Origin of the sequence: Enterobacter cloacae complex sp. IR5402, from assembly GCF_049238125.1 — a bacterium.
Taxonomy (GTDB): domain Bacteria; phylum Pseudomonadota; class Gammaproteobacteria; order Enterobacterales; family Enterobacteriaceae; genus Enterobacter; species Enterobacter hormaechei_C.
This window is the reverse complement of the sequence record NZ_JBMKHO010000006.1, coordinates 14162-40531: the sequence shown is the minus strand read 5'-3', so window position 1 is coordinate 40531 and position 26370 is coordinate 14162. Positions and strand designations below refer to the sequence as shown.

The 26370-nt window shown below is 55.6% G+C and carries 23 protein-coding genes; 9 read left to right on the top strand and 14 right to left on the bottom strand.

Annotated features, from left to right (window positions below; genetic code table 11):
• Positions 1–51 precede the first annotated feature (51 nt).
• Positions 52–990: a malate dehydrogenase gene (gene mdh / locus ACOTXL_RS12120; protein WP_003860429.1), complete on the bottom strand. Its 939-nt coding sequence runs from the start codon at positions 988–990 to the stop codon at positions 52–54.
• Positions 991–1387: 397 nt separating this feature from the next.
• Here mdh and argR point away from each other — a divergent pair, with 397 nt between their 5' ends.
• Positions 1388–1858 (top strand): transcriptional regulator ArgR, encoded by a 471-nt coding sequence (gene argR / locus ACOTXL_RS12115; protein WP_003860428.1) that lies wholly within the window; start codon positions 1388–1390, stop codon positions 1856–1858.
• A 378-nt stretch (positions 1859–2236) separates the two neighbouring features.
• Positions 2237–2500, top strand: coding sequence for a peroxide/acid stress response protein YhcN (gene yhcN / locus ACOTXL_RS12110; protein WP_003860426.1), 264 nt, complete (start codon positions 2237–2239; stop codon positions 2498–2500).
• A 59-nt stretch (positions 2501–2559) separates the two neighbouring features.
• Here the strand turns inward: yhcN and ACOTXL_RS12105 are convergent, their stop codons facing one another.
• The 5 genes from ACOTXL_RS12105 to aaeX form a co-directional block, all read right to left on the bottom strand.
• Positions 2560–2832 (bottom strand): barstar family protein, encoded by a 273-nt coding sequence (locus tag ACOTXL_RS12105; protein ID WP_003860424.1) that lies wholly within the window; start codon positions 2830–2832, stop codon positions 2560–2562.
• A gap of 45 nt (positions 2833–2877) precedes the next feature.
• A complete protein-coding gene (locus ACOTXL_RS12100) occupies positions 2878–4332 on the bottom strand; it encodes an NAD-dependent succinate-semialdehyde dehydrogenase (protein WP_045332468.1) in 1455 nt (484 codons plus the stop codon).
• A gap of 86 nt (positions 4333–4418) precedes the next feature.
• Positions 4419–6386 carry a p-hydroxybenzoic acid efflux pump subunit AaeB gene (aaeB, locus tag ACOTXL_RS12095; RefSeq protein WP_045346571.1) on the bottom strand — a complete coding sequence of 656 codons (1968 nt, stop codon included), beginning with the start codon at positions 6384–6386 and terminating at the stop codon, positions 4419–4421.
• Positions 6387–6391: 5 nt separating this feature from the next.
• The gene (gene aaeA / locus ACOTXL_RS12090) at positions 6392–7324 is read right to left on the bottom strand and encodes a p-hydroxybenzoic acid efflux pump subunit AaeA (protein ID WP_003860417.1); all 933 of its coding nucleotides are present in this window, start codon (positions 7322–7324) and stop codon (positions 6392–6394) included.
• Between the two features lie 7 nt (positions 7325–7331).
• Complete coding sequence (gene aaeX, locus ACOTXL_RS12085) at positions 7332–7535, bottom strand: p-hydroxybenzoic acid efflux pump operon protein AaeX (RefSeq protein WP_003860416.1); 204 nt, start codon at positions 7533–7535, stop codon at positions 7332–7334.
• 179 nt (positions 7536–7714) lie between these two features.
• On the opposite strand from aaeX, the gene aaeR reads away from it, so the two are divergent.
• Entirely contained in the window at positions 7715–8641 is a 927-nt protein-coding gene (aaeR, locus tag ACOTXL_RS12080; RefSeq protein ID WP_003860415.1) for an HTH-type transcriptional activator AaeR, read from the top strand.
• Positions 8642–8690: 49 nt separating this feature from the next.
• Here the strand turns inward: aaeR and tldD are convergent, their stop codons facing one another.
• The 8 genes from tldD to csrD all read right to left on the bottom strand — a co-directional run bounded on the left by tldD (position 8691) and on the right by csrD (position 20964).
• On the bottom strand, positions 8691–10136 hold the full coding sequence (gene tldD, locus ACOTXL_RS12075) for a metalloprotease TldD (RefSeq protein WP_003860414.1): 1446 nt from the start codon (positions 10134–10136) through the stop codon (positions 8691–8693).
• Between the two features lie 83 nt (positions 10137–10219).
• Positions 10220–14026 carry an AsmA2 domain-containing protein YhdP gene (gene yhdP / locus ACOTXL_RS12070; protein WP_086531985.1) on the bottom strand — a complete coding sequence of 1269 codons (3807 nt, stop codon included), beginning with the start codon at positions 14024–14026 and terminating at the stop codon, positions 10220–10222.
• 42 nt (positions 14027–14068) lie between these two features.
• Positions 14069–15538, bottom strand: a complete 1470-nt coding sequence (gene rng, locus ACOTXL_RS12065) for a ribonuclease G (protein ID WP_003860405.1) — start codon at positions 15536–15538, stop codon at positions 14069–14071.
• Positions 15528–16121, bottom strand: a complete 594-nt coding sequence (locus ACOTXL_RS12060) for a Maf family protein (protein WP_032608002.1) — start codon at positions 16119–16121, stop codon at positions 15528–15530. Before ACOTXL_RS12060 ends, rng begins: the two co-directional genes overlap by 11 nt.
• Before the next feature lie 9 nt (positions 16122–16130).
• Positions 16131–16619, bottom strand: a complete 489-nt coding sequence (gene mreD, locus ACOTXL_RS12055; protein ID WP_003860402.1) for a rod shape-determining protein MreD — start codon at positions 16617–16619, stop codon at positions 16131–16133.
• Positions 16619–17635, bottom strand: a complete 1017-nt coding sequence (gene mreC / locus ACOTXL_RS12050) for a rod shape-determining protein MreC (protein ID WP_003860400.1) — start codon at positions 17633–17635, stop codon at positions 16619–16621. Before mreC ends, mreD begins: the two co-directional genes overlap by 1 nt.
• A 62-nt stretch (positions 17636–17697) precedes the next feature.
• On the bottom strand, positions 17698–18741 hold the full coding sequence (gene mreB / locus ACOTXL_RS12045) for a rod shape-determining protein MreB (protein ID WP_000913396.1): 1044 nt from the start codon (positions 18739–18741) through the stop codon (positions 17698–17700).
• Between the two features lie 282 nt (positions 18742–19023).
• Positions 19024–20964 carry an RNase E specificity factor CsrD gene (csrD, locus tag ACOTXL_RS12040; RefSeq protein WP_003860399.1) on the bottom strand — a complete coding sequence of 647 codons (1941 nt, stop codon included), beginning with the start codon at positions 20962–20964 and terminating at the stop codon, positions 19024–19026.
• A 182-nt stretch (positions 20965–21146) separates the two neighbouring features.
• Between csrD and ACOTXL_RS12035 the strand changes: the two genes are divergently transcribed.
• The 6 genes from ACOTXL_RS12035 (at position 21147) to accC (ending at position 26333) form a co-directional block, all read left to right on the top strand.
• On the top strand, positions 21147–22121 hold the full coding sequence (locus ACOTXL_RS12035) for an MDR family oxidoreductase (RefSeq protein ID WP_003860398.1): 975 nt from the start codon (positions 21147–21149) through the stop codon (positions 22119–22121).
• A 77-nt stretch (positions 22122–22198) separates the two neighbouring features.
• Entirely contained in the window at positions 22199–23200 is a 1002-nt protein-coding gene (gene msrP, locus ACOTXL_RS12030) for a protein-methionine-sulfoxide reductase catalytic subunit MsrP (protein ID WP_003860395.1), read from the top strand.
• Positions 23201–23800, top strand: coding sequence for a protein-methionine-sulfoxide reductase heme-binding subunit MsrQ (msrQ, locus tag ACOTXL_RS12025; RefSeq protein WP_003860393.1), 600 nt, complete (start codon positions 23201–23203; stop codon positions 23798–23800).
• 234 nt (positions 23801–24034) lie between these two features.
• Positions 24035–24487: a type II 3-dehydroquinate dehydratase gene (gene aroQ / locus ACOTXL_RS12020; protein ID WP_003860391.1), complete on the top strand. Its 453-nt coding sequence runs from the start codon at positions 24035–24037 to the stop codon at positions 24485–24487.
• Between the two features lie 21 nt (positions 24488–24508).
• Positions 24509–24973 carry an acetyl-CoA carboxylase biotin carboxyl carrier protein gene (accB, locus tag ACOTXL_RS12015; RefSeq protein WP_003860389.1) on the top strand — a complete coding sequence of 155 codons (465 nt, stop codon included), beginning with the start codon at positions 24509–24511 and terminating at the stop codon, positions 24971–24973.
• 10 nt (positions 24974–24983) lie between these two features.
• Positions 24984–26333 (top strand): acetyl-CoA carboxylase biotin carboxylase subunit, encoded by a 1350-nt coding sequence (accC, locus tag ACOTXL_RS12010; RefSeq protein ID WP_003860388.1) that lies wholly within the window; start codon positions 24984–24986, stop codon positions 26331–26333.
• Positions 26334–26370 lie beyond the last annotated feature (37 nt).

Here is a 26370-nt window from a genome sequence, read left to right as displayed (position 1 = left end):
CGGGCATAAAAAAACGGAGCTTAGCGCTCCGTTTTTTTTACCGGGACAAGATCACTTGTTAACGAACTCTTCGCCCAGCGTGATGTCTTTCTTCAGCGTATCCAGCATGCCTTCCATCGCGTTTTGCTCAAACGCGCTCAGCGTGCCGATAGACTTACGCTCTTCAACACCGTTTTTACCCAGCAGCAGCGGCTGAGAGAAGAAGCGCGCGTGTTCACCGTCGCCTTCAACATAGGCGCATTCAACAACGCCTTTTTCGCCCTGCAACGCGCGAACCAGAGACAGGCCGAAACGTGCCGCCGCCTGACCCATAGACAGGGTTGCAGAACCGCCACCCGCCTTCGCTTCCACCACTTCGGTGCCTGCGTTCTGAATGCGTTTAGTCAGGTCAGCCACTTCCTGCTCGGTGAAGCTCACGCCCGGGATCTGCGACAGCAGAGGCAGGATGGTCACGCCAGAGTGACCGCCGATAACCGGCACTTCCACTTCCGTTGGCTGCTTGCCTTTCAGCTCAGCCACGAAGGTGTTGGAGCGGATGATATCCAGCGTAGTTACGCCGAACAGTTTGTTCTTGTCGTAAACGCCTGCTTTCTTCAGTACTTCTGCTGCGATGGCAACGGTGGTGTTCACCGGGTTGGTGATGATACCGATGCACGCTTTCGGGCAGGTTTCAGCGATCTGCTGAACCAGGTTTTTCACGATGCCCGCGTTGACGTTGAACAGGTCTGAACGATCCATACCCGGTTTACGTGCAACACCCGCGGAGATCAGCACCACGTCGGCACCCTGCAACGCAGGACGCGCATCTTCACCGGAGAAGCCTTTGATTTTCACAGCTGTCGGGATGTGGCTCAGGTCAACCGCCACACCTGGGGTTACCGGAGCAATATCGTACAGGGAGAGTTCTGAGCCTGAAGGCAGTTGGGTTTTCAGTAGTAGGGCAAGCGCCTGGCCGATACCACCAGCAGCGCCGAGGACTGCGACTTTCATCCTAAACTCCTTATTATGGTTAACTTAAGTATCTGTAACTCCGTTGCGGCGACCATAATTCAGCACGTCATTAATTACAATTTTCATCGCTAAAGAATTTGAGGTCGCACGTCTTTCACCTTCACCTGAATACTATCGGGCTGTAGGCAACAACGAATTAAGAGGGGGTTACAATACACCCTGCCACGCCACCAAAACAACATCATTTTGATAACATTTAATTTACTTTTAAGGTTATTTGCGCGGCGTGACCCAGGCATGTTTTCCGATAACGAAATCTGATAAAATCTCTCCCTTTCATAACATTATTTCAGCCTGGCATCAGGTAGATAATTTGCATAAAAATTCATCCACATGCATAATAATGTTGTTTCTATCGTCATATTCCGGGTGACTTATGCGAAGCTCGTCTAAGCAAGAAGAATTAGTGAAGGCGTTTAAAGCGCTACTCAAAGAAGAGAAATTCAGTTCTCAGGGAGAAATTGTTCAGGCGTTGCAGGAACAAGGCTTCGACAACATCAACCAGTCGAAGGTCTCTCGCATGTTAACCAAGTTTGGAGCGGTGCGTACGCGCAACGCCAAAATGGAAATGGTTTATTGCCTGCCTGCTGAACTTGGCGTGCCAACGACCTCCAGCCCGCTGAAAAACCTGGTTCTGGACATCGACTATAACGATGCCGTGGTCGTGATCCACACCAGCCCGGGCGCAGCCCAGCTGATTGCCCGCCTGCTGGACTCGCTGGGTAAAGCAGAGGGGATCCTCGGGACCATCGCCGGTGATGACACCATTTTTACCACCCCGGCAAATGGTTTCTCGGTGAAAGACCTCTACGAAGCGATTCTGGTCCTGTTCGAACAGGAGTTGTAATTGTCTGCCCCGTAGCGCCTGACTGCGGGGATCATTCTGCTGCTTCCGCGTTTTACCCTGCTTTTCTCTGCCTGCTGTTTTTGCAAATAGTGCTTTTTACCGCCTGTTAACATTCATTCAGTGAATGATCTGCCGCAAAACCGCACAAAAAATCAAATTGATCTATCCCTTTGATTTAGGAAAGAAAAAACCATAAACCTTGCATTGTGGCGTCCTTTTTTATGCATTCGCGTTATAAAAAATGATTTTTTTAACACGTAATAACAGAGGAAACCATTAGCCTGGTATTAATTTTTAGCGTGATTAGTGTATACTTGATTTTGTGATGAGGGTCACAGAACAAAGACCCCAGTAAAATAATTGACGAGGTAAATAATCATGAAAATTAAAACCACTGTAGCTACCCTGAGCGTACTGTCAGTCCTGTCATTCGGTGCGTTTGCAGCCGACACCATTAATGCCGAACAGGCACAATCCCGTCAGGCTATCGGGACTGTTTCTGTTGGTGCCATCGGTACGTCTCCGATGGACATGCACGAAATGCTGAACAAAAAAGCGGAAGAACAGGGTGCGTCATCTTATCGCATCATCGAAGCGCGCAGTGGCGACCACTGGCACGCTACCGCAGAACTGTACAAATAAACCCTCGTCGTATCTCATCATACGACTTGCCCCTGACCTCCCGGTCAGGGGCTTTTTTATCACTGGCGCACGTTGAAACGCAGTTGCCCTTCCAGCTCCTCCTCCGCTTCATCAAACAATAAAATCAATGCGCCAAAGCGTCTGCGCAGTTTTTCAGGCAGATGGGTAAATTCGATTTCCAGCGGTAACGGCAGCCTGTCGCCGGTAACCACATCCCACAGCATATCAAGATTGCTTACGCTGCCCCGCTCCAGGTCGAACGCCCGAATAAACTCGCGATAGAAGTCTTCCTGACTCTCAATTTCGTCAAAATCAAAGGTATAAATTTTCATTGCCAGCCACCCGGTACAGGCGGGCGGCAAATGCCGCCCTGTCTATTATAATCCCCCGATATGCAGGGTTTTAACTTCCAGAAACTCCTCCAGCCCCAGCACGGACCCCTCGCGGCCCAGCCCGGACTCTTTTACGCCCCCAAACGGACCCAGTTCGGTCGAGACCGCACATTCATTAATTCCGATCATGCCGCTCTCAATGGCCTGTGAGACGCGGAACACGCGCGAAAGATTCTGGGTATAAAAGTAGGCCGCCAGCCCGTAAGGCGTATTGTTAGCGCGCATAACCACTTCGTCTTCCGACGTGAAGCGGAAGCAGGCGGCAACGGGACCAAAGGTCTCCTCTTCTGCCAGCTTCATGCCTTCATGGCAGTCACCGAGTACGGTTGGCATCCAGAAGTTGCCGCCAAGTTCGTGCGGTTTACCCCCAGCCAGCACCGTGGCGCCCTTCGCTACCGCATCTTCGACGTGCTCACGCACTTTCTCGACAGCCGAAGGCTCAATCAGCGGGCCGACAACGACGCCCTCGTCCAGACCGTTACCCACCTTCAGCGCCTTCACCGCATCGGCAAGTTGATTGACGAACTTGTCATAGACCGTCTCCTGAATATAGAAACGGTTTACGCTGACGCAGACCTGCCCGGCGTTACGGAACTTATTGGCGATCGCGCCTTTGACGGCGGCATCAATATCCGCGTCCTCGAAAACGATATACGGCGCATTACCGCCCAGCTCCATCGATACCTTTTTCATGGTCTCTGCGGAATTGCGAACCAGCGTTTTCCCGACGGCGGTTGAACCCGTAAACGAGATTTTGCGCACGTCATGGCTGGCCATAATGGCGTCGCTAATTTCTGAGGTGCTCCCCGCGACCGCATTCAGCACACCATCCGGCACACCGGCCTGCTTCGCCAGCGTCAGCAGCGCAAAGGCGCTCAGCGGCGTGTTGTTTGCAGGTTTGATCACGCCGGTACATCCTGCTGCCAGCGCCGGGCCGAGCTTACGGGTGAGCATAGCCATCGGGAAATTCCATGGCGTGATAGCAGCAACCACCCCGACAGGTTCACGAGTGGCCAGAATACGGGAGCCAGGTTTAACCGGAGGAATGATTTCACCGTTGGCGCGCTTGGCCTGCTCGGCAAACCACTGAATGAAACTGGCAGCGTAGTCCACCTCACCTTCAGCCTCTTTCAGCGGCTTGCCCTGCTCGGTAGTCATCAGCCGCCCGAGCCAGCTTTTGTTCTCGATAATCAGTTCATACCAGCGATAGAGGATCGCGGAACGCTCTTTTGCCGTTTTTGAGCGCCATGCGGGAAAGGCCTTCGTCGCGGCCACAATGGCCTCTTCGGTTTCGGCTTTTCCTGCTTTCGCCACTTTCGCAATGACCTCGCCCGTGGCCGGGTTTAGCACATCAAACGTGGTGTCGAGTGTTTTCCAGATACCGTTGACCAGATACCCGGTCTGAAAAAGAATACTGTCCTGAAGAGCCTGGGTTGTCATGTGTCCTCCCTTCCTGAATGTTTGAACCTGCAAAAATAAGTATAGCCACAAAAAAACCGACGCTTTTGGCGTCGGTTTTCTCTTCGTTAGCTGTCTGTCAGCGCATTCTGGTAGCGGTGCAGCATAAACACCAGCCGCTCTACCGGCTCGGTAACCTGCGGCGGCGCTTCCCAGCTCCGCAGTTTCTCCTGGTAGATATCCAGCTCCTCCAGCAGTTGCTTAAAGTAGCGGCGACGTTTGTCATCACTGGATGCCGATATCACATGGTCCGCCGTGCGCCGTAGCTGGCGGTGGAAGGCGGACAAATCGTCGTTGATCGGCACTGGCGCGTTCCGCAGACGCTGGTGCGCGATAATCATGGTTAACGCCAGGCGGAAGCGGGCGACATCGCCCGGGAATTTATTCAGCAACAGGAACAGCTGCTGATAGAGCGCCGGCAGGTGGTTCTCCTTGCGCCGCGCGGTGTTGGTGGTCAAGGACGATACGGCGGCCGATACAAACTGATTCAGTAGCACGCGCCCTGTCCGCGCCTGAGAGTTATCCCGCACCAGCAGGATCACCATCATTGCCAGGAAACAGCCCACCAGCTGACCTAGTGCGCTATCCAGGAACTGACTGAAATGGAAGGTCATCGGGTTATCCAGCACGATGATGTTAATCGTACTCGCCAGTGCGCCTAACGATCCCAGACGGCGTTTTTGTACCTCAATCCCGATAAAGAACGCCATCACCGCCAGGCTGATGCAGAGCAAAAGCATGCTTTGCTGCGTCGAGGGAATAATCACCAGGAAGTAGAGCGCGCCAATGGGTAACGCCGCAATGGTGCCGTACAGAAAATCGATCGCGACCATGCGCGGGTTGGGCAGACGCATCGCCAGCGCGGTGACGACGGCAATCATCACCATCGCGCCGCTGCCAGACGTCCAGCCGGTCCACAGCCAGAACAGCGTGCCGAGTATACAGGCCAGGGTGGTACGCCAGAAGTTAACCATCGCATGATGGCGCTCGGCGGATTCCGGTTTGATCACCACTTCGCCCTGTAACACCTCTTCTTCCGCCGCACTGATTTTGGTGTTGCTAATCACGCCGCGTTTCAGGAGCAGGTAGCGCGTTGCGGCGCCTACCCAGGTATAAATGGTGACTGGCGTATCCCGTTCTCCTGTCCACGCAATCACACGACGCATGCGTTTAAGCTGTCGATGCACGTCCTGCACCGTCTCCACAGGCTCATCAAACAGTTCGCGGAAAGTATCCGTTACCACTTCGGGGCGGGTGTTCTGAATCAGGTAGGTTTCACACGCCTGGGTGATCAGCGTTAACGAGACGGTATTGATCGCTTTCAGACGACGGTTGGCCCGCTCCCAGCGGGAAGACTCCATATTGAGGTTACTGCGCATCCCTTCCAGCGCCTGCGTGCGGCGCACCAGCGCACTCCAGGCCTTGTCGACCTCTTCGCTGTCGCCGTGCTTAATGCACAGCTGCATGAGCTGGTACTGAGCAACAATCAGCGCGTCCAGCTCACGATCGACTTCCTGCTTGATGGATCGCGGAGAGAAGAGCAGGTCTGCGACAATCGCGCAGACGATACCAATGACAATCTCGCTGCAACGTTCCACGGCGAACTGCGGAGCAAGCAGCGGTTCACTCTGAATGGTGATGATAATAATCAGCGCGGTATATCCCGCCAGACCCCAGGCGTACGAGTTCTCCACCTTCACCAGCGAAGAGACCCAGGTGCAAAAACCCGCCCAGATACAGCATACAATCAGCATCAGCAGCGGCGTGCGGATCATCAGGATGATAATGGTCAGGGCGGCGATACAGCCGATAAAGGTGCCGATAATACGCAGCATCCCGCGATAGCGAATTGCCCCGGAGTAAGGTTCGCCACCCGCCGCGAAGGCAGGACCGGCGGCGACGATCGCGGCGGTCAGAACGGCCCAGCGCGGCGTTTCAAGCTGGAAATGGAAGCCAACAAACAGCGCCAGCACAATGGCGCATGCCAGCTTCACGGCGAAGCGGATGTGCTGGCTGGCGATGGAGAAAATGCCCATAGCGATCAACCAAACTCGCGCAGGCGATGGGCGATTTGACGGAAGATCGAATCCTGGCTGGCATCACGGTCTTTTTCACCCGTGATCACCACCGTCGCCGTGGTGCCTGCGGGCCAGAGGTTGCTCTGCTGCTCATCCAGACGAATGCGTACCGGTACGCGCTGCGCCAGACGAACCCACTCGAGGTTAGAATCGACGGTCGCCATCCCTTTTGAATCATTGGTACTGCTGGAGTTGGTCACCCCCGCGGCCACGCTGTCCACGGTTCCCTTCAGGACCCGGTTGCTGCCGAGCGGCGTGATTTCGGCGCGATAGCCCGGACGCACGCCTTCCAGCTTGGTCTCTTCCATATAGGCGAGGACGTAGAAAGAGTTCTGTTTCACCAGCGCCACGGCCGTAGAGCCGCGCGTGATAAACTCGCCCGCATAGACATTGAGGTTGGTCACCCAGCCATCGGACGGGGCGCGGATAACGGTACGTTCCAGATCGAGCTTCGCCAGATCGCGCGTCGCCTGCGCTTTTGCCAGCTGATGCAGCACGGTTTGCAGCACGTTATTGGACTGGTCAATCTCTTCCCGGGACATGGCCTGGATGCCCAGCTTGTTACGGCGTCCTGCTTCACGGCGTTTTTCAGAGGCCAGCGCGTTGTAATACGCCACGTCTGCTTCCGCTTCTTCCAGCGCTTTTTGATAGCGCGGCTGGTCGATGGTGAACAGCACCTGATCTTTTTTCACCAGTTGGTTATCGTGGACGTTGACTGCCGTAATGAGACCGGCGACATCGGGCGCTATCGCGACCACCTCCGCGCTGAAACGCGCATCGCGCGTCCACGGGGATTCGGTGTAATAAACCCAGGCGCGAAAAATAGCGATGAACGCCAGGATGACCAGCGCCATAGTGATGGCAGTGCGGGAGATTTTTCTTGTTAGCGTTTTCACATCAACCTCAGACAAACATGCGCGATATTAAATAGAACAGGCAGCAATACAGCGCGGTATTGAACAATGCAGGATGCCAGACGAAATCATAAATCCCGGTAGGGACCAGCACCTTGCGCACCAGCCAGAAGATCGCCAGTGATAAAAGAAGCTCGAAAAATATCGGTGGGAACGACAAACCGAACACCACGATAACGGGAAACAGACTCATGTTGACCTTGATTAAAGAGAGTGCAGGTTACTGGATTTTTAAGCTCGCGCCGCCGCAGGAGAGCAAGAATTGCCGGGCGAGAGTGGCGCAGCCGTTATGTAATTAATAATATATTAACGTAACTGTTATGCTGTTATCTATCATATGTGATCTAAATCACTTTTAAGTCAGAGTGAATAATGGAACGTCTAAAACGCATGTCCGTCTTTGCGAAAGTGGTTGAGCAAGGCTCTTTTACCGCCGCAGCACGTCAGCTACAAATGAGCGTCTCATCCATTAGCCAGACAGTGTCAAAACTGGAAGATGAGCTTCAGGTGAAGCTGCTCAACCGCAGCACCCGCAGCATCGGGCTGACGGAAGCGGGTAAAATTTACTATCAGGGCTGCCGTCGAATGCTGCATGAAGTGCAGGACGTTCACGAGCAGCTCTATGCCTTTAACAACACGCCTATCGGCACGCTGCGTATCGGGTGTTCTTCAACTATGGCACAAAATGTTCTCGCTGCCATGACGGCGGAAATGCTGAAAGAGTATCCCGGTTTAACCGTTAATCTGGTTACGGGCATTCCGGCACCGGACCTGATTGCCGATGGGTTAGACGTGGTGATCCGCGTTGGCGCGTTGCAGGACTCTAGCCTGTTCTCGCGTCGACTGGGCAGCATGCCGATGGTGGTCTGCGCTTCGAAAAGCTACCTGGCACAGTATGGCGTGCCGGAGAAACCTGCCGATCTGAGCAACCACTCGTGGCTGGAATACAGCGTTCGGCCAGATAACGAATTTGAACTGATCGCGCCGGAAGGGCTTTCCACTAAACTGCTGCCTGAAGGCCGCTTCGTCACCAACGATCCGATGACCATCTCACGCTGGCTGGTGGCCGGGGCCGGGATCGCCTACGTACCGCTGATGTGGGTGATCAACGAGATCAACAGCGGCGTGCTGGAGATCCTCTTCCCGCGCTACCAGTCCGATCCGCGTCCGGTGTACGCGCTCTATACGGAAAAGGACAAGCTGCCGCTGAAGGTGCAGGTCTGTATTAACTATCTGACGGACTATTTTGTGGAAGTGGCGGAGCTGTTTCAGGGCATGCGGGGCAGAAGGAAAGAGTAGGCTTTTCCCCTCTCCCCGTTGGGGAGAGGGTTAGGGTGCGGGGGAAAATTTACGCCGTGCCGCCCACCGTCAGATTATCTACTTTCAGCGTAGGCTGACCGACGCCCACAGGCAGGCTCTGGCCCTCTTTGCCGCAAACGCCCACGCCGTTATCCAGCTTCAGATCGTTACCGACCATGGAAATCTGCTGCATGGCCTCAATGCCGGAGCCAATCAGGGTTGCACCCTTCACCGCTTTGGTCACTTTGCCCTTCTCAATCAGATACGCCTCTGAGGTAGAGAAGACAAATTTGCCGGAGGTGATATCCACCTGACCGCCGCCAAAGTTTGGCGCGAAGATCCCGTAATCAACGGATTCGATAATCTCCTGCGGCGTGGATTTGCCCGGCAACATGTAGGTGTTGGTCATGCGCGGCATCGGCAGGTGCGCGTAGGATTCACGACGGCCGTTACCCGTTGGCGCTACGCCCATCAGGCGCGCGTTAAGCTTGTCCTGCATGTAGCCTTTCAGTACGCCGTTTTCGATCAGCACATTGTACTGGCCCGGCGTGCCTTCATCGTCGATAGAAATCGAGCCGCGACGGTCGAGCATGGTGCCATCATCCACCACGGTACACAGTTCGGAGGAGACAAGCTGCCCCATCTGACCGCTGAATACGGACGTCCCGCGACGGTTGAAATCACCCTCAAGGCCGTGACCGACCGCTTCGTGCAGCAGCACGCCAGGCCAGCCTGCGCCCAAAACCACCGGCAGCGTACCGGCAGGAGCCGCCACGGCAGACAGGTTGACCAGCGCCATGCGCACGGCTTCTTTTGCCCACGCATCCGCGCGCGCTTCGCCGTCAACGTCGCCGAGGAACCAGTCGTAGCCAAAACGACCGCCGCCACCGCTTGAGCCGCGCTCGCGCTTGCCGTCGTCTTCAACCTGCACGCTGATAGAGAGACGCACCAGCGGGCGAACATCCGCCGCCAGGGTACCGTCCGTCGCCGCCACCAGGATCAGTTCATAAACACCGGTCAGGCTGGCAGAGACTTCCTGCACGCGTTTATCCGCCGCGCGAGCCACTTTGTCCACGCGACGCAGGATGTCGAGCTTCTCTTCGCGGCTCATGCTTTGCAGCGGGTCGATGCTGGTATAGAGCGCAGCGTGCTGCACTTCACCCAGCGTTTTCACGCGACCATCTCCGGTATCACGCACAATGGTGCGCGCGGCCTGCGCGCTCTGCTCAAGTGCGGCGAGGCTAATCTGATCGGCATAAGCAAAACCGGTTTTCTCCCCGCTGACGGCGCGCACGCCGACGCCCTGGTCGATGTTGTAAGAGCCATCTTTAATGATGCTGTCTTCTAAAACCCAGGATTCGTGATAGCTCGACTGGAAATAGAGATCGCCGTAGTCGAGGCGGCGTTCGGTCAGTTGACCAAGAATGGAGAACAGGTCCTGATGGCTCAGGCCGTTCGCTGCGAGCAAATGTTCACTTACCAGGTTCAGACTCATCTATTGCTACTCGTTCGTTGCCGCCCGTGGCGGTATAAAGATCGTATTTATTGAGAGTGAGGCAATTACCTGCCCACGTCAAATCATTGCGGTGCTTCTTTGCGCGGCTGGCGCAGCACCTCGTTAATCTGCGGTTTATCGACCGGACCGGTAATGCGATAGCGCAGAATAGAGACCTTGCTCCACAGCGGCCCCAGCACTTTACTGGCGGCAAACACCGCCGCACCGACAATCGGGTTCACCACAAAGGCCGCCGCAACGCCCACGCTTGCGGATATTTCCGGCGCCACCACGGCTTCCATATCCAGTTCGCGACGCACGAGGTTGACCGAGCCTTTCATGGCGATATCCGCTTCCAGGCCATCCACCAGCGTATCGTCCGTATGCAGAACGCCGTCTTTGATCCACGCCGTACTGCGAATGGAATCGTAGTAGAAACCTTCGCTGAAGGTGTCGCTGAAATCGAAGCGCAGCTTGCGCAGCAGCGCATCAAAACTCAGCAGGCGCAGGATCTGCCCGGCGCGCCCCGTGCTCACGTCGGCAATCTCACCCTTACCGAAGTTGGTTTTCAGGATGCCGTTAAGCGAAGCTTCATCGGGTGTCCACGGCGCAGCGCGCCAGTGCAGATCGTAATTCACATCGAAGGACGATCCGCGAAGCGGCGTGCTAATGCCGAAGAAGTTAGCCGCGGCGTCCAGCTTATTGCCTTTAATATCGCCTTTCAGCGAGGTGCGTTGTTCACCCGGTTTGTTCACCCATTCGCCCGCGGCAGTCATGCGGCCAAAGCCGGTATCCACCAGCCCACCAGAGAGGCTCAGCGTATTTCCCTGAATGGCAAAATCACCGTCGATACGGCCATATTTCTGTCCCCACAGCCAGCACTCCGCGCAGCGCAGCTGGAGATCGGGCCAGCCGCTGAAATCCACGCGCGACGTCCCACTGCCACTGACAGGAGAAGTGCTTGTCGACTCTGCTTTAGACGCCGTAAAGGTCGGATTGTAATAGAGATAACGGATAGCCGCCTGCCATGGCGCGTGATCGCGCATGATCAACGAACCGTTGATCTCACGCCCCTGCGCCTCGACCTTTGAGCCGTTTACCGTCGGCCGGGAGACAATACTCAGGTTGTTCCACTGCTGCCCGCCCAGCGTCAGCGCAGGCGTGCGCAAGGTAATGGACTGCGGGAACTGCGCCGTTTGGTCGACGTTTTGCCCGACACCTTTCTGGAACAGTGCCAGCCACTCTGCGCCATCCATCGGCGGGAGATTCAGTTCAACGCCCGCCTGCTCCGGCAGCGGCGGCGTGGTACGGCTGTCCGTCGTCCAGATCGCCCTGTCCAGCGTCAGCTTGCGGTTAAGCAGCCAGCGGCTGTTGAAGTGGTTTGTTCCGCCCGCGTTTCCGGTTAAATCGAAGCTGTTAAGGTTACCCGCAACCTTAACGTTGACGGGCAATGCTTCACCGCTTTTTTTATTCAGCGGCGCGGGAAGCTGGCTGCTGAGGTTTTTTAGATCGCCCGTAATGTCGACGTTATAGCGCGCACCGGCATGATAAGGCAGGTCGATGGCGACCTTGCCATTCCATGACACCGCACCGTCCACCGCATTCTCAATCGGCTTCGGCAGAACATCCATGCGTGACGGCTGCCAGTTCGCGTCCATATTGACCGCCACCTGGTAGGCTTTATCGCCCTCGGTGGTGGAGAAATCGATATTAACGGGTTGATTGAACCAGGTCGCTTTCAGCGGCTCACTTTTCAGCGTGCCGTTAACAAAGCTGAACTGACCGCTGAGGTTTTTCAGGGTGCTGTCCAGCGGCTTGATATAGAGGCTGTTGTTATTAAGGCGAACGTCGCCTTTGGCGGTGGTCAATTCACCGTCCAGCGGGATATCCAGATGTAAGCGAGCATTCACATCGCCATCTAACTGCAACTGCTGAAGGGTGGCTGCCAGGGAGTCATTCAGCGGCGTATCTTCAAAGTACGGGCCAACCGCTTTACCCGGCCCCTTAATATCCGCATCAATCAGCAGCTTCTCTTTGGAATAATCCGGGATGTTTGCCGTCAGGTTGCTTGCCGTTACGCCGCCCAGCGCGACGCTGTCCGTCTTCATCCACAAGCCGTCATTCAGGAAGTTGAGTTCAATATCCAGATTCTTCAGCGCCGGCCAGTCTGGCTGGAAGGCATAGGTGGCGTTGCGTAGCGGCACCAGAACCTGGAACTGGCCTTCGTTGTGCTTATACGGGAACAGGTGCGGGTTGCCGCCGTAGACCAGCGTGGCGTTATCCGCCTGGCCGCCCTGAATAGCGCCGCTGAGATAGTCCACCAGCGCTTTCCCCATCAGGTTTTCCGGGAAGTAGCGCCACGCCTGCGAACCGTCATCTGTGCTGATGCCCGCCAGAATACCCAGCCACGGCTCATCGCCTTCAGGCTGTAGATAACGGAAATTACCGCGGGCATGTACCGCTTTGGCTTTTACATCAATATCGCGGCCATCGAGCTGAAAACCTTTGTCATTCTTCAGCCAGTTGAGAGTGGCATTTCCCTTTTCGATCTCCAGTGGCGCACGGAAGACCGTTTCGTACGGCATTTTCGCGTCCTGCATTTCTGCCGTCAGCCTGCCGTTTTCCACGCTTCCTTCCAGTTTACCGCTGAAGTGCTCGGCACCCGGCAGCAATTTCCACTGTTTCCATGCGAGATTTTTCCATGCCGCCTGAAAACGCGTCTTTTCCGTAGCCTGGAGCGGAATATCCAGCGCCAGCCGGTTTATCTGCCCGCTCGGCTGCGTCGCCAGCCAGATTTCGCCCAGCTCCGGTGAAAGTTTTGCGGCCATTGAACGCAGCCCTTCGATCGCCGTCAGATCCAGGTTACTGGCGCGGATACGCAGCTCGTCGCTGCGTTTACCGTTTATCCCGCCGACGTCCTGTTCCGGCATCCACGTCAGCGTCAGCGCGCCGCGCGGCCAGGGTTTGTTATCCATGGAGATGCGCGTATCCGGAATAGCGAACTGCCAGCCGCCTTTATCCTGCGTCACGTGTGCGGTGAGGTTATCGACGGAAAGTTGATGCTGATGGTTTTCCCCTTTCCAGCTCGCGCCCCCCTGCTTAAGCCAGATATCGCCGCTGGCGAACGCCCCGTTCGTCAGCGTCATCCAGCCTTCCAGGCTGAAGCGCGCGGTCTCCAGCTGCATGTTCTGCTGTAGCAACTCACCGAGCCACGGCTTCACGTCCACGTCGTCCGCCTGTAGCCAGACCCTGCCGTTGTTCAGCAGGCCATTGTCGTCACGCAGATCCATCCGCACCTGCATAACCCCGTGCTGCCCGTTCAGGCTGGAGAGATTCACCTGCCCCTCGGCGCGGTGGCGATCTTTCCCGTTTAACCAGGTCAGCTGAGGGATCGCCAGCTCAGCGCGCTGACCGGAAAGAGTAATAAAGCTCACTTCGCTGTCGCGCAGATCGAAATGATCGAACTGCCGCAGGAACAGATCGCTGATACGGCTGGTTTCCAGCCCTCGATCGCTGTCGCCGCTTTGCAGCGGCGTGTTAGTCATCAGCTGAAGTTGCCAGAAGGTGAGATCGCGAAACTGCCAGCGCAGATGCAGCAGGCTTTGCCAGACATCCAGCGCCAGGGTGACGCGTTTGATTTTGAGGTGGCCGCCATCTTTCAGGCTGGCGCGGATATCCCGCGCATCTAGCGTCGGGCCAAAGTTCTGCCAGCTTGCCTCGATATGACTCACGTCCACCGGCAGGCCGGTGGCGGATTCGATTTTTGCCAGTATCTGCGGACGCCAGCTGTCCAGATGCGGCAAGGCGAGACGCAGCCCGCTCACGAGCAACGCGACAATCACGACCAGCGTTGCCCCTGTAAGCAGTAAAATCCCCGGCAATCGCCTCACGCGTCTCTCCTTGTCAGCCTTAAATCTCGCAGCGAACTGCGTTTACATCATGACGACGTCAAACTGCTCCTGGTTATAGAGCGGCTCAATTTGCACTTTTACCTGTTTGCCGACAAAGATTTCCACTTCCGCCAGCGCGTGCGACTCTTCCCCTTTCAGGGCCTCCGCCACCGCAGGGGAAGCATAGACCAGAAAACGGTCTGAGTCGTAGGCATGATGGACACGGACAATTTCACGCATGATCTCGTAGCAGACCGTCTCCACCGTCTTTACCGTTCCGCGTCCATGGCAGGTTGGACACTCATTACACAGGACATGTTCCACGCTTTCGCGGGTCCGTTTCCGGGTCATTTCCACAAGACCGAGCTGCGAGAAGCCATTGATGCTGGTTTTCACGCGGTCCTTACTCAGCGCCTGCTCCAAAGAGTGCAACACGCGACGGCGGTGATCTTCATTATTCATATCGATAAAGTCGATGATGATAATGCCGCCCAGATTACGCAGGCGAAGCTGACGCGCGATGGCCTGCGTCGCTTCGATGTTGGTGTTGAAGATGGTGTCATCGAGGTTGCGATGGCCGACAAACGCGCCGGTGTTGATATCGACGGTGGTCATCGCTTCGGTTTGATCGATGATCAGATAGCCACCCGATTTCAGCTCAACCTTACGCTCCAGCGCACGCTGGATTTCGTTTTCAACGTCATAGAGGTCAAATATCGGCTGGCGTCCGGTGTAATGCTCCAGCAGACCCGGCATTTCCGGGATGTACTCGGCGGTGAACTCCAGTAAGGCTTCGTACGTCAGACGGGAGTCCACGCGGATGCGGTCAAGCTGGGCGTCGGCGAAATCACGTAATACGCGCTGAGCGAGCGCCAGCTCACCGTACAGCCGGTAGCGGGTCTGGTTGCGTTTTTTACGCTCCATCACTTTGGTCCAGACGCGCTTCAGGTAGGCCGCATCCGAGGCGAGATCTTCTTCGCTGATCCCTTCCGCCGCGGTACGGATAATAAACCCGCCCTGCTCGTCGCAGTAGGCGCTGACCACCTTTTTCAGGCGCTCACGCTCGCTTTCGCTCTCAATACGCTGTGACACGCCGACGTGCGACGCCCCCGGCATAAACACCAGGTAGCGTGAAGGCAGGGTGATGTCGGTGGTCAGACGCGCGCCTTTAGTGCCCAGCGGATCTTTTACCACCTGCACCATCAGATCCTGGCCCTGACGCACCAGCTCAGAGATGTCGCGCACGGCAAACTGCTTTTGCTCTTCGCCTGCCACACATTCGGTGTGCGGCATGATATCGGAGGCATGTAAAAACGCCGCCTTATCGAGCCCAATATCTACAAAAGCCGCCTGCATACCCGGCAGGACACGACTGACACGACCTTTGTAGATATTGCCTACGATTCCGCGTCGCGCTTCACGCTCAATATGAATTTCCTGAAGAATGCCACCATCAATGTAGGCCACACGGGTTTCCGATGGCGTTACGTTTACCAACAATTCAGCCGTCATAATTATCCCTTCCCTCACGCAGTGAGTTAAAATTGCTCAGCAACTCATACGTTTCCACCAGCGGTAAGCCGACTACGGCGTGATAGCTGCCATTTATCTTCCTGACAAAACAGCCACCCAACCCTTGAATACCGTATGCACCTGCTTTATCCATAGGTTCACCGCTGGCGATATAGCCGGCGATCTCCTCGTCGGTGAGGACTCTGAACGTCACTTCCGTTACCACAAGGCAATCCAGAGCGTACTGGCTGTCTGCCAGCGCTACCGCCGTCATCACCTGATGGGTTTGTCCGGACATGTTACGCAGCATCCGCGCCGCATGGTCTGCGTCGCGGGGTTTCTCAAGCACCTCACCATTGAGAATGACAATGGTATCCGCACCCAGCACCGGTAAGTCACGCGGCACGCATGCCACGCCCGCCTGCGCTTTTTCACGCGCCAGACGAGAGACATACTGCTGAGCGCTTTCACCCTCAGCACGTTTTTCTTCAATACCGGTAACGATGCGTTCGAAGGAGACACCCAACTGCGCGAGCAGTTCCTGGCGACGCGGAGAACCGGAGGCAAGATACAAAGACGTCATAGAAACCTTTTATTGCACGGCAAACTGCTGGCGAATTTTACGCATCAGCAGGAACAGCCACGGCCAGAGCACACCGTTTACTACACTACTCCAGAACACTTCCGGTCGGAAAGAGACGTTGATCACTAAAAACTCTGCCCAGAAAACAACGATATCCGCAGCGAGCGACAACAACATCACCACCAGCGCCTGTTGCCAGAGCGCAAGGTTACGAAAGAGCTGGAATTTGAGTGCGACGAGATACGCAATAATGCTCATGGATAAGGCGCGGACGCCAAGCGTAGAGCCACTGATAAGATCCAGTATGGCACCCATCACAAAACCTGTGCCGACATTTACGCGGTGCGGCAGGGCAAGGATCCAGTAGAGCAAAATGAGCAATACCCAGTTTGGCCGGAAAACAAGAATGTCGTCCGGCCAGGGCATAATTTGCAGCAACAGTGCAACGAGGAATGAGAGCCAGATTACCCAGCGCCCCTGGCTACGATAACTGGCCACTACTGCCCTCCACCCGAGACTTGCGGCGGTGGCGGCGCATCCGGCAGCGGCTGCGTTAACCCCGTCGCCGGAGCCGGTACGGGTGCAGGTGGTCCCATCGCATCCGGCGCAGGCAGTACCTGCGGCATCATCTGCATCAGGCGTTCATTCGCCACGCGATGCACATCTTCCGGGGTCATCGGGTTAGCTCCGTTACGATCGGCGCCCCATAGCAGCAGCAGGTAGCGCAAACGCTGCAAGCCGGCCGTTGGACGCGCCTGAATCACGGTGTAGGCACGCTGAGTGTCGAGCTTCACGGAAGAGACAACCGCAACCGGGTAGCCCTCAGGGAAACGACCGCCCAGACCGGACGTCACTAGCACGTCGCCCACGCGGATATCCGTGTTGGCGGGCAGATGTTCCAGTTGCAGATCGTCCGTGCAGCCGTTACCGGCGGCAATCACGCGAATATCGTTACGCAGCACCTGAATCGGCAGTGCATGGGTGGCATCGCAAATCAGCAGCACGCGGCTGGTCAGTTTGGCAACCGCCACAACCTGGCCCACGACGCCTTTATCGCTGATGACAGGCTGACCTTCGTATACGCCGTTCACGCTGCCTTTATCAATCACCACCTGATCGCTGTACGGATCGTTTACGGTGGAGATCACCTGGGTGACCATTTTCTGTTCATCCTGGCGCAGCGGCGAGCCAAGCAGTTCACGCAGGCGTGCGTTTTCCTGCTTATATTGCCCCAGCATCAGCAGCTCGCTGTTTTTCAGCAGCAGTTCCTGGCGTAACGCACGGTTTTCGAGTTCGAGCTGGTCACGCGATGAGAGCGTTTGCGACACGGAGTCGAGCAGTTCACGGGGACCATTTGAAATAAAGTAGAAAGGACTGACGGCGGTATCCATGTACGTTCGGATCTGGCTGAACGTACCGAGGCGGCTATCGGCAATAATGACCCCGAGCGCAACCAGAACCGCCAGGATCAGGCGAAACTGTAGCGACGGGCCACGGCTAAAAATTGGCTTCATAGGCTATGCGTATTCTCGCGTCAGAGAGAAAGGGTAGCAAATTGCTACCCTCTCACACCCGACTACTCTTCGCTAAACAAGTCGCCGCCGTGCATGTCGATCATTTCCAACGCCTTGCCACCACCACGGGCGACGCAAGTCAGTGGATCTTCTGCAACTACGACAGGAATACCTGTCTCTTCCATTAACAGGCGGTCGAGGTTACGCAGCAGCGCACCACCACCGGTCAGAACCATACCGCGCTCGGAAATATCGGAGGCTAGCTCTGGCGGGCACTGTTCCAGCGCAACCATCACCGCGCTCACGATACCGGTCAGTGGCTCCTGCAACGCTTCCAGGATTTCGTTGGAGTTCAGGGTGAATCCGCGTGGCACGCCTTCCGCCAGGTTACGACCGCGAACTTCGATCTCGCGCACTTCATCACCCGGGTAGGCAGAACCGATTTCGTGCTTGATGCGCTCTGCGGTCGCTTCACCGATCAGAGAGCCGTAGTTACGGCGAACGTAATTGATGATAGCTTCGTCGAAACGGTCGCCGCCGATACGCACGGAAGAGGAGTACACCACGCCGTTCAGGGAGATAACGGCCACTTCAGTGGTACCGCCACCGATATCCACCACCATAGAACCGGTTGCTTCAGAAACCGGCAGACCCGCACCAATTGCCGCAGCCATCGGTTCTTCAATCAGGAAGACTTCACGCGCACCGGCACCCTGAGCAGATTCACGGATTGCACGGCGTTCAACCTGGGTCGCGCCAACCGGCACACACACCAGCACGCGCGGGCTTGGGCGCATGAAGCTGTTGCTGTGAACCTGCTTGATGAAGTGCTGAAGCATTTTTTCGGTCACGAAGAAGTCAGCAATAACGCCGTCTTTCATTGGGCGGATCGCGGCGATGTTGCCCGGCGTACGGCCCAGCATCTGCTTCGCATCATGACCTACTGCGGCCACGCTTTTTGGCGAGCCGGCACGATCCTGACGAATGGCCACAACGGAAGGCTCATTCAATACGATGCCTTGTCCTTTTACATAAATAAGGGTATTCGCGGTACCCAGGTCAATGGACAGGTCATTGGAAAACATGCCACGAAATTTTTTCAACATACTAAGGGATAATCCTGAAAGCTGGGGCGGAAAACAAAATCCGCTTACTTTACCAACCACACGCAGCAGCGACAAGGCGCAAAAATCGTCTGCTACGGTGAAAATTAGTGCAGCACGTTTCCTTTGTTACAAATTCATCCCCTGAATCCCTCAGGGCTGAGTAAACAGCAGCGTCCCTCACTTTCACTTGTAACCCATTAAAGGTCGTTCACTGGCTTTTATGCTCGTCTTACTCAAAGCTACAGGCGCGATATTCTACGTGAAAACAAAGTAAACGGCAGGTCAAACAGAGTATCTTTGCAAATATTTTTTCACATTGGTGTCAAGCGGCTGAGAGGCGGCAAAAAAATCCCCCTGACCGCCCGTCACGCCGCGCTCTGTCAACATCTGCCATTCACTTCGTGAACGTACGCCTGTGGCAAATACTTGCGTTTGCGTTCCTTTGCACGCTTCCACCAGGCTTTGTACCAGCAGCTGGTTTTCCGTGCGTTTTTCAATATTCCTTACCAGACCCGGATGCAGCTTCAATAATTCAACATCCAGCTCTTTGATCCAGCTGGTGCTCACCAGCGTCAGACCCGCCTGGGTTACCGCCACGCGAGCCCCAAGCGCATTGATTAAACGCACCACCGGGCGCAACCGGCTGATGTGTTGACCTACATCTGCCTCTGCAAGTTCAAAAATAATGCGTTTGCGTTGCGATTTTTCGCATTGCATTAACGTGTCACGTAACCAGCGCTGGAAGCGCGGACGGATCAGCGATTCGACGGTCACCTGTAAAGCCAGATTTTCTTCAGGCCAGTACGATAAAAACGGAATGAGGCGGGTGATTTGCTGACGGTCATACTCTTCGGACAATCCGAATTGCAACACCATGGGCAGATATTCCGCGGAGATAACCTCTTCGGTGCCATCAAAAATACGGCACATCAGCTCACGATGATGGACATGACCACTCTTCATGACCGCCGGTTTTTGATAGATGCGCGGTCCGCCCCGGCTCAGCATCTGTTCAATCAGGGTTCGCCAGCGCACGTTGCCGCGCCCTTTCTCCGGCAGCGTATCATCATAGACCGCCCAGCCGTTCGCCCCCTGCAATACGGCGTTACGCGTTGCCGCTTCCGCATGTTCCATCACCTGCTCCGTCGACTGACCGCCGCGCCAGGCACAGATGCCTATATGCACCATGTCGTCTCTGTCGAGCATTTTGCTCTGGGGCAGCGCATCGACGGCTTTCAGCAGCTGACTGGCGATACTCTCGGATTCCTTTAAGGTGCGATGCGGCAGCAAGACGGCAAAGTCGCTGCGGTGGTAGCGTGCCAGTAACGCGCCGGGGTAGCGCATAATAAAGGTGGACAGCAGGTTAATCAGCGTAAAGAGGTTCTCTTCCGCCACGCGCTGACCCCAGGTATCACGGAGCAGATCAAAGTCGGGCAGGCGAATCATCATTACCACGCCATGCGTACCCACCTTTTCGGGGTCATCAAGAAGCGTAGCCAGCTGATTATCAAAGAAGAGACGGTTGTTGAGGCCCGTTTTGTTATCCTGCGCGGCGTAAGAGCGAATCAACGTGTCCATACGGCTACGCTGATCGCTGGCAAACTGGATTTCGGAGAGCAGCACGTCCAGGGCGCTACTGGTGCGTGATGGCCATTCATAAACCGATCCCCGCACCTGCGGACCCCGCTCGCCATTCAGTATCCGCACGGAGCGTGTTTCCAGCAGTTCCTGGCCGGAAAGTTGACGACGCTGCCAGCGAACGGCGAGGAAAATCAGCAGTACGATAAAGGCAACGGCGATGGTTAAGGGCGCGGTGGTCATAAGCGAGCGTAAATAGTTGCTCATCGGATCCTGGTACATCAGATGAATTGTCATACCCGGATGTTTAAGTGAATTAACCGTGACGTCCCGATACTGATCTACCGTGCCGGCAGGACGATAGCTGCCCTGGCGGGTATGGCTGAAAACGGTCTGCTTCCCCTGTTTAATGTCGATCTGCACTATATCCACAGGCACCATTAACTCATCCAGCTCACGCGAAAGCGCCGGGAAGGAGGACGTTATCAGGCGAGTGTCGATAACCGATGCAACCGATTCAACCCGGTTAACCAGCTTATCCTGGATGGCATTGTAAAAGCTCAGCGAGCAGCCGATTAGCGTGACAAATATGGTCAGCCCCGTCAGCAAGGTAATAAAAGCTGAGAACTTCGTCGTTAATCGCATCCTTGAGATTACTCCGTGGGTTGAAGGGGGGCAAGTGAGCACTAACTTGCATTTTAAATGCGACATACTACCAAACCTGGTGTATCTGGCAATTTATTGCGTTAAATCGGCACTGCGTTTCATTGAGCGAGTATAGTCATCAGGACATATTTTCCCATCATCAAACCTAGTGAGGACCCTGTATGCAGGCTTTGATCTTAGAACAGCAGGACGGCAAAACCGTTGCCTCGGTGCAAGCCATTGAGGAGAACCGCCTGCCGGAGGGCGACGTGACCGTAGATATCGACTGGTCCAGCCTGAACTATAAGGATGCACTGGCGATTACGGGAAAAGGTAAAATCATCCGAAATTTCCCGATGGTGCCAGGAATCGACTTTGCAGGCCGCGTGCATACCAGTGAAGATCCGCGTTTTCACGCCGGACAGCAGGTGCTGCTCACCGGCTGGGGCGTAGGTGAAAACCACTGGGGCGGACTGGCAGCACAGGCGCGCGTCAAAGGTGACTGGCTGGTCCCGATGCCGAAAGGCCTGGACGGTCGTAAGGCGATGATCATCGGCACGGCAGGCTTCACCGCCATGCTGTGCGTGATGGCGCTGGAAGAGGCCGGGATTCGTCCTGACTCGGGCGAAATTGTCGTCACCGGCGCCAGCGGCGGCGTGGGCAGCACGGCCGTCACGCTGCTGCACAAGCTGGGGTATCAGGTCGCCGCCGTCTCTGGCCGCGAAAGTACGCATGATTATCTACGTCAGCTGGGCGCAAGCCGTATTCTGAGCCGCGACGAATTCGCCGAGACCCGTCCGCTGGAAAAACAGGTCTGGGCTGGCGCAGTAGATACCGTCGGCGACAACGTGCTGGCGAAGGTGCTGGCGCAAATGAATTACGGCGGCTGCGTGGCAGCCTGTGGTCTGGCGGGTGGTTTTGCCCTGCCGACGACGGTGATGCCATTTATTCTGCGTAACGTGCGTCTTCAGGGTGTCGATTCGGTCATGAGCCCAGCCGAGCGGCGGGCTGAGGCCTGGGAACGTCTGGTGCAGGATCTGCCAGCCTCATTCTATGAGCAGAGCGCCACTGAGATTACCCTGAGCCAGGCGCCAGAGTTCGCCAATAAAATCATGGACAACCAGTTCCACGGTCGTGCGCTGGTTAAAATCGCCTAATCTTCAAATTTTCGTGACATATTCGCGCTAACCCTCCTCCTCCGTCATGCTTAGAAAAACGCCTGACGGAGGATGCCATGAAAACCCGAAAACTGACGGAAGCCGACGTAACGTCTGAATCTGTCTTTATGCTACAGCGCCGCCAGATCCTGAAAATGCTTGGCATCAGCGCCACTGCCCTGACGCTCACCCCTGCGGCCCATGCCGATCTACTCGACTGGTTTAAGGGCAACGATCGCCCGAAAGCCCCCTCCGGCGCACCGCTTGACTTCACCAAACCGGCACAGTGGCAGAATAAACTGACGCTGACGCCGGAAGATAAAGTCACCGGCTATAACAACTTCTATGAGTTTGGTCTTGATAAGGCCGATCCTGCCGCCAACGCCGGGAGCATGAAAACCGATCCCTGGACGCTGAAGATAGATGGCGAGGTGGCAAAACCGCTGACGCTGGATCATCATGACCTCACCACCCGCTTCCCCCTTGAAGAACGCATTTACCGTATGCGCTGTGTGGAAGCCTGGTCGATGGTGGTGCCGTGGGTAGGTTTCCCTTTGCATAAACTGCTGGCGCTGGTTGAGCCCACCAGCAACGCGAAGTATGTTTCTTTCCAGACGCGCTATGCCCCGGACGAGATGCCAGGCCAGAAGGATCGGTTTATCGGCGGCGGGCTGGAGTATCCCTACGTTGAAGGTTTACGTCTCGACGAAGCCATGCATCCGCTTACGCTGCTCACCGTCGGGGTTTATGGCAAAGCGCTGCCGCCGCAAAACGGGGCGCCCATTCGCCTGACCGTACCGTGGAAATATGGTTTCAAGGGCATCAAATCGATCGTCAGCATTAAGCTCACCCGTGAACGCCCCCCCACCACCTGGAACCTGGCAGCGCCTGACGAGTATGGTTTTTTTGCCAACGTTAACCCGCACGTTGACCATCCGCGCTGGTCGCAGGCAACAGAACGTTTTATCGGTTCCGGCGGCGCGCTGGATGTTAAACGCCAGCCAACGCTGCTGTTTAACGGCTATGCGGACGAGGTGGCATCCCTCTACCGTGGTCTGAACTTACGGGAGAACTTCTAAGTGCGTTTAACGGCAAAGCAGATAACCTGGCTGAAGGTACTCCTGCATTTAGCCGGATTGCTCCCCTTTATCTGGCTCTTCTGGGCAGCCAGCCAGGGACAGTTCAGTGCCGATCCGGCGAAAGATATTCAGCATTTTACGGGTCGGATGGCTCTGAAATTTTTGCTGGCGACCTTGCTCGTCTCACCGCTGGCGCGCTACGCTAAACAGCCATTATTGATACGCACCCGTCGGCTTTTAGGGCTATGGTGTTTCGCCTGGGCAACGCTGCATCTCACCAGCTACGCCCTGCTGGAACTGGGCATTAACAACCTGGCACTCCTTGGCAGCGAACTGGTGACGCGTCCCTATCTGACGCTGGGTATCGTAAGCTGGCTGGTTTTACTGGCGCTGACGCTGACATCCACGCAGTATGCGCAGCGAAAACTGGGTCGACGCTGGCAACTACTGCATAACTTCGTCTATCTTGTCGCGATCCTCGCCCCTATTCATTACCTGTGGTCGGTGAAGATTTTATCCCCTCAGCCGGTCATCTACGCCCTGCTGGCCCTGGCCCTTTTAGCGTGGCGTTACAAGAAGTTCCGCCAGTGGTTGCGATAGTTCACGAAACTGTGCGTTTTCCCGCAGATTATTTATCAACCGCGAATCTTTTTCGGATAGCGGTTGATAATCTTCCCTGATAAGACCAGTATTTAGCTGCCAAATGCTACGAAATCGTTATAATGTGCGACTTCGGTTTTCCGGACAGGGGTTTTAGGCCTCTGAAAGGGTGACAATTGCGCTTTGAGGGTATATGTTGTTTTTTACCCGAAAATCGCAGGAGATAGCGGCATAATGGCTGATAAATTCCAAATTTTAGTTTTAAACGGACCGAACCTGAACATGCTCGGCACCCGTGAGCCAGAGAAGTACGGCACGCTAACATTGAGCGAAATTGTTAACCGTCTGAGTACGGAAGCAGCGTCGCTGAATGTGGATTTGGACCATTTTCAGTCTAACGCGGAGTACGCAATCATCGACCGTATTCATCAGGCTAAAGACACTGTGGACTATATCCTGATCAATCCGGCCGCGTTTACGCACACCAGTGTTGCTATACGCGACGCACTGCTCGCGGTGAGTATCCCGTTTATCGAGATCCACCTGAGTAACGTGCACGCCCGAGAGCCGTTCCGCCACCACTCCTACCTGTCAGATATCGCCGCTGGCGTGATTTGTGGGCTGGGTGCAGACGGCTATTCATACGCTTTACAGACAGCGGTAAAACGCTTGTCACAATCACACTAAACAAGAGTACGGAACCCACTCATGGATATTCGTAAGATTAAAAAACTGATCGAGCTGGTTGAAGAATCAGGCATCTCCGAACTGGAAATTTCTGAAGGCGAAGAGTCTGTACGCATCAGCCGTGCAGCCCCAGCCGCTAGCTTCCCGGTAATGCAGCAAGCTTATGCTGCGCCAGTGCAGCAGCCTGCGCTCTCCGCAGCCGTTGCGCCAGCGGCAGCAGAAGCGGCACCTGCGGCTGCAACAGAAATCAGTGGTCACATCGTACGTTCCCCAATGGTTGGTACTTTCTACCGCACCCCGAGCCCGGACGCGAAGGCGTTCATCGAAGTGGGTCAGAAAGTCAACGTAGGCGATACCCTGTGCATCGTTGAAGCCATGAAAATGATGAACCAGATCGAAGCAGACAAATCAGGTACTGTGAAAGCGATCCTGGTCGAAAGTGGTCAGCCGGTAGAATTTGACGAGCCGCTGGTCGTCATCGAGTAACGAGGCGAACATGCTGGATAAAATTGTTATCGCCAACCGTGGCGAGATTGCACTGCGTATTCTTCGTGCCTGTAAAGAACTGGGCATCAAGACCGTGGCCGTGCATTCAAGCGCGGATCGCGATTTAAAACACGTATTGCTGGCGGATGAGACGGTCTGTATCGGTCCGGCTCCGTCCGTAAAAAGCTATCTGAACATCCCGGCGATCATCAGCGCCGCCGAAATCACTGGCGCGGTCGCGATTCACCCGGGTTATGGTTTCCTCTCTGAGAACGCCAACTTTGCTGAGCAGGTTGAACGCTCTGGCTTTATCTTCATTGGCCCGAAAGCTGACACCATTCGCCTGATGGGTGACAAAGTGTCTGCCATCACCGCGATGAAAAAAGCTGGCGTGCCAACCGTACCGGGCTCTGACGGCCCGCTGACCGACGATATGGATGCTAACCGCGCCCATGCTAAACGCATTGGCTATCCGGTGATCATCAAAGCGTCCGGCGGCGGCGGCGGTCGCGGTATGCGCGTTGTGCGCAGCGATGCTGAACTGGCACAGTCCATCTCCATGACCAAAGCAGAAGCGAAAGCCGCTTTCAGCAATGACATGGTGTACATGGAAAAATACCTGGAAAACCCACGCCACATCGAAATTCAGGTGCTGGCTGACGGTCAGGGTAACGCGATCTATCTGGCAGAACGTGACTGCTCCATGCAGCGTCGTCACCAGAAAGTCGTCGAAGAAGCGCCAGCGCCGGGCATTACGCCGGAACTGCGTCGCTACATCGGTGAGCGTTGCGCCAAAGCGTGTGTCGATATCGGCTATCGCGGGGCGGGTACCTTTGAGTTCCTGTTCGAAAACGGCGAGTTCTACTTCATTGAGATGAACACCCGTATTCAGGTTGAACACCCGGTTACCGAAATGATCACCGGCGTTGACCTGATCAAAGAACAGCTGCGTATCGCAGCCGGTCAGCCGCTTTCCATCAAACAGGAAGAAGTTGTGGTTAAAGGCCATGCGGTAGAGTGCCGTATCAACGCCGAAGACCCGAACACCTTCCTGCCAAGCCCGGGTAAAATCACGCGTTTCCACGCGCCGGGTGGCTTTGGTGTGCGCTGGGAGTCCCATATCTACGCCGGTTACACCGTACCGCCGTACTATGACTCAATGATCGGTAAGCTGATCTGCTACGGCGAAAACCGTGACGTGGCCATTGCCCGCATGAAGAACGCCCTTCAGGAGCTGATCATCGACGGGATCAAAACCAACGTTGATCTCCAGATGCGCATTATGAGCGACGAGCACTTCCAGAATGGTGGGACTAACATCCACTACCTGGAGAAAAAACTCGGTCTGAACGAGAAGTAAGAGATCAGTGTTGCTAAAAGGCCGGATTATCCGGCCT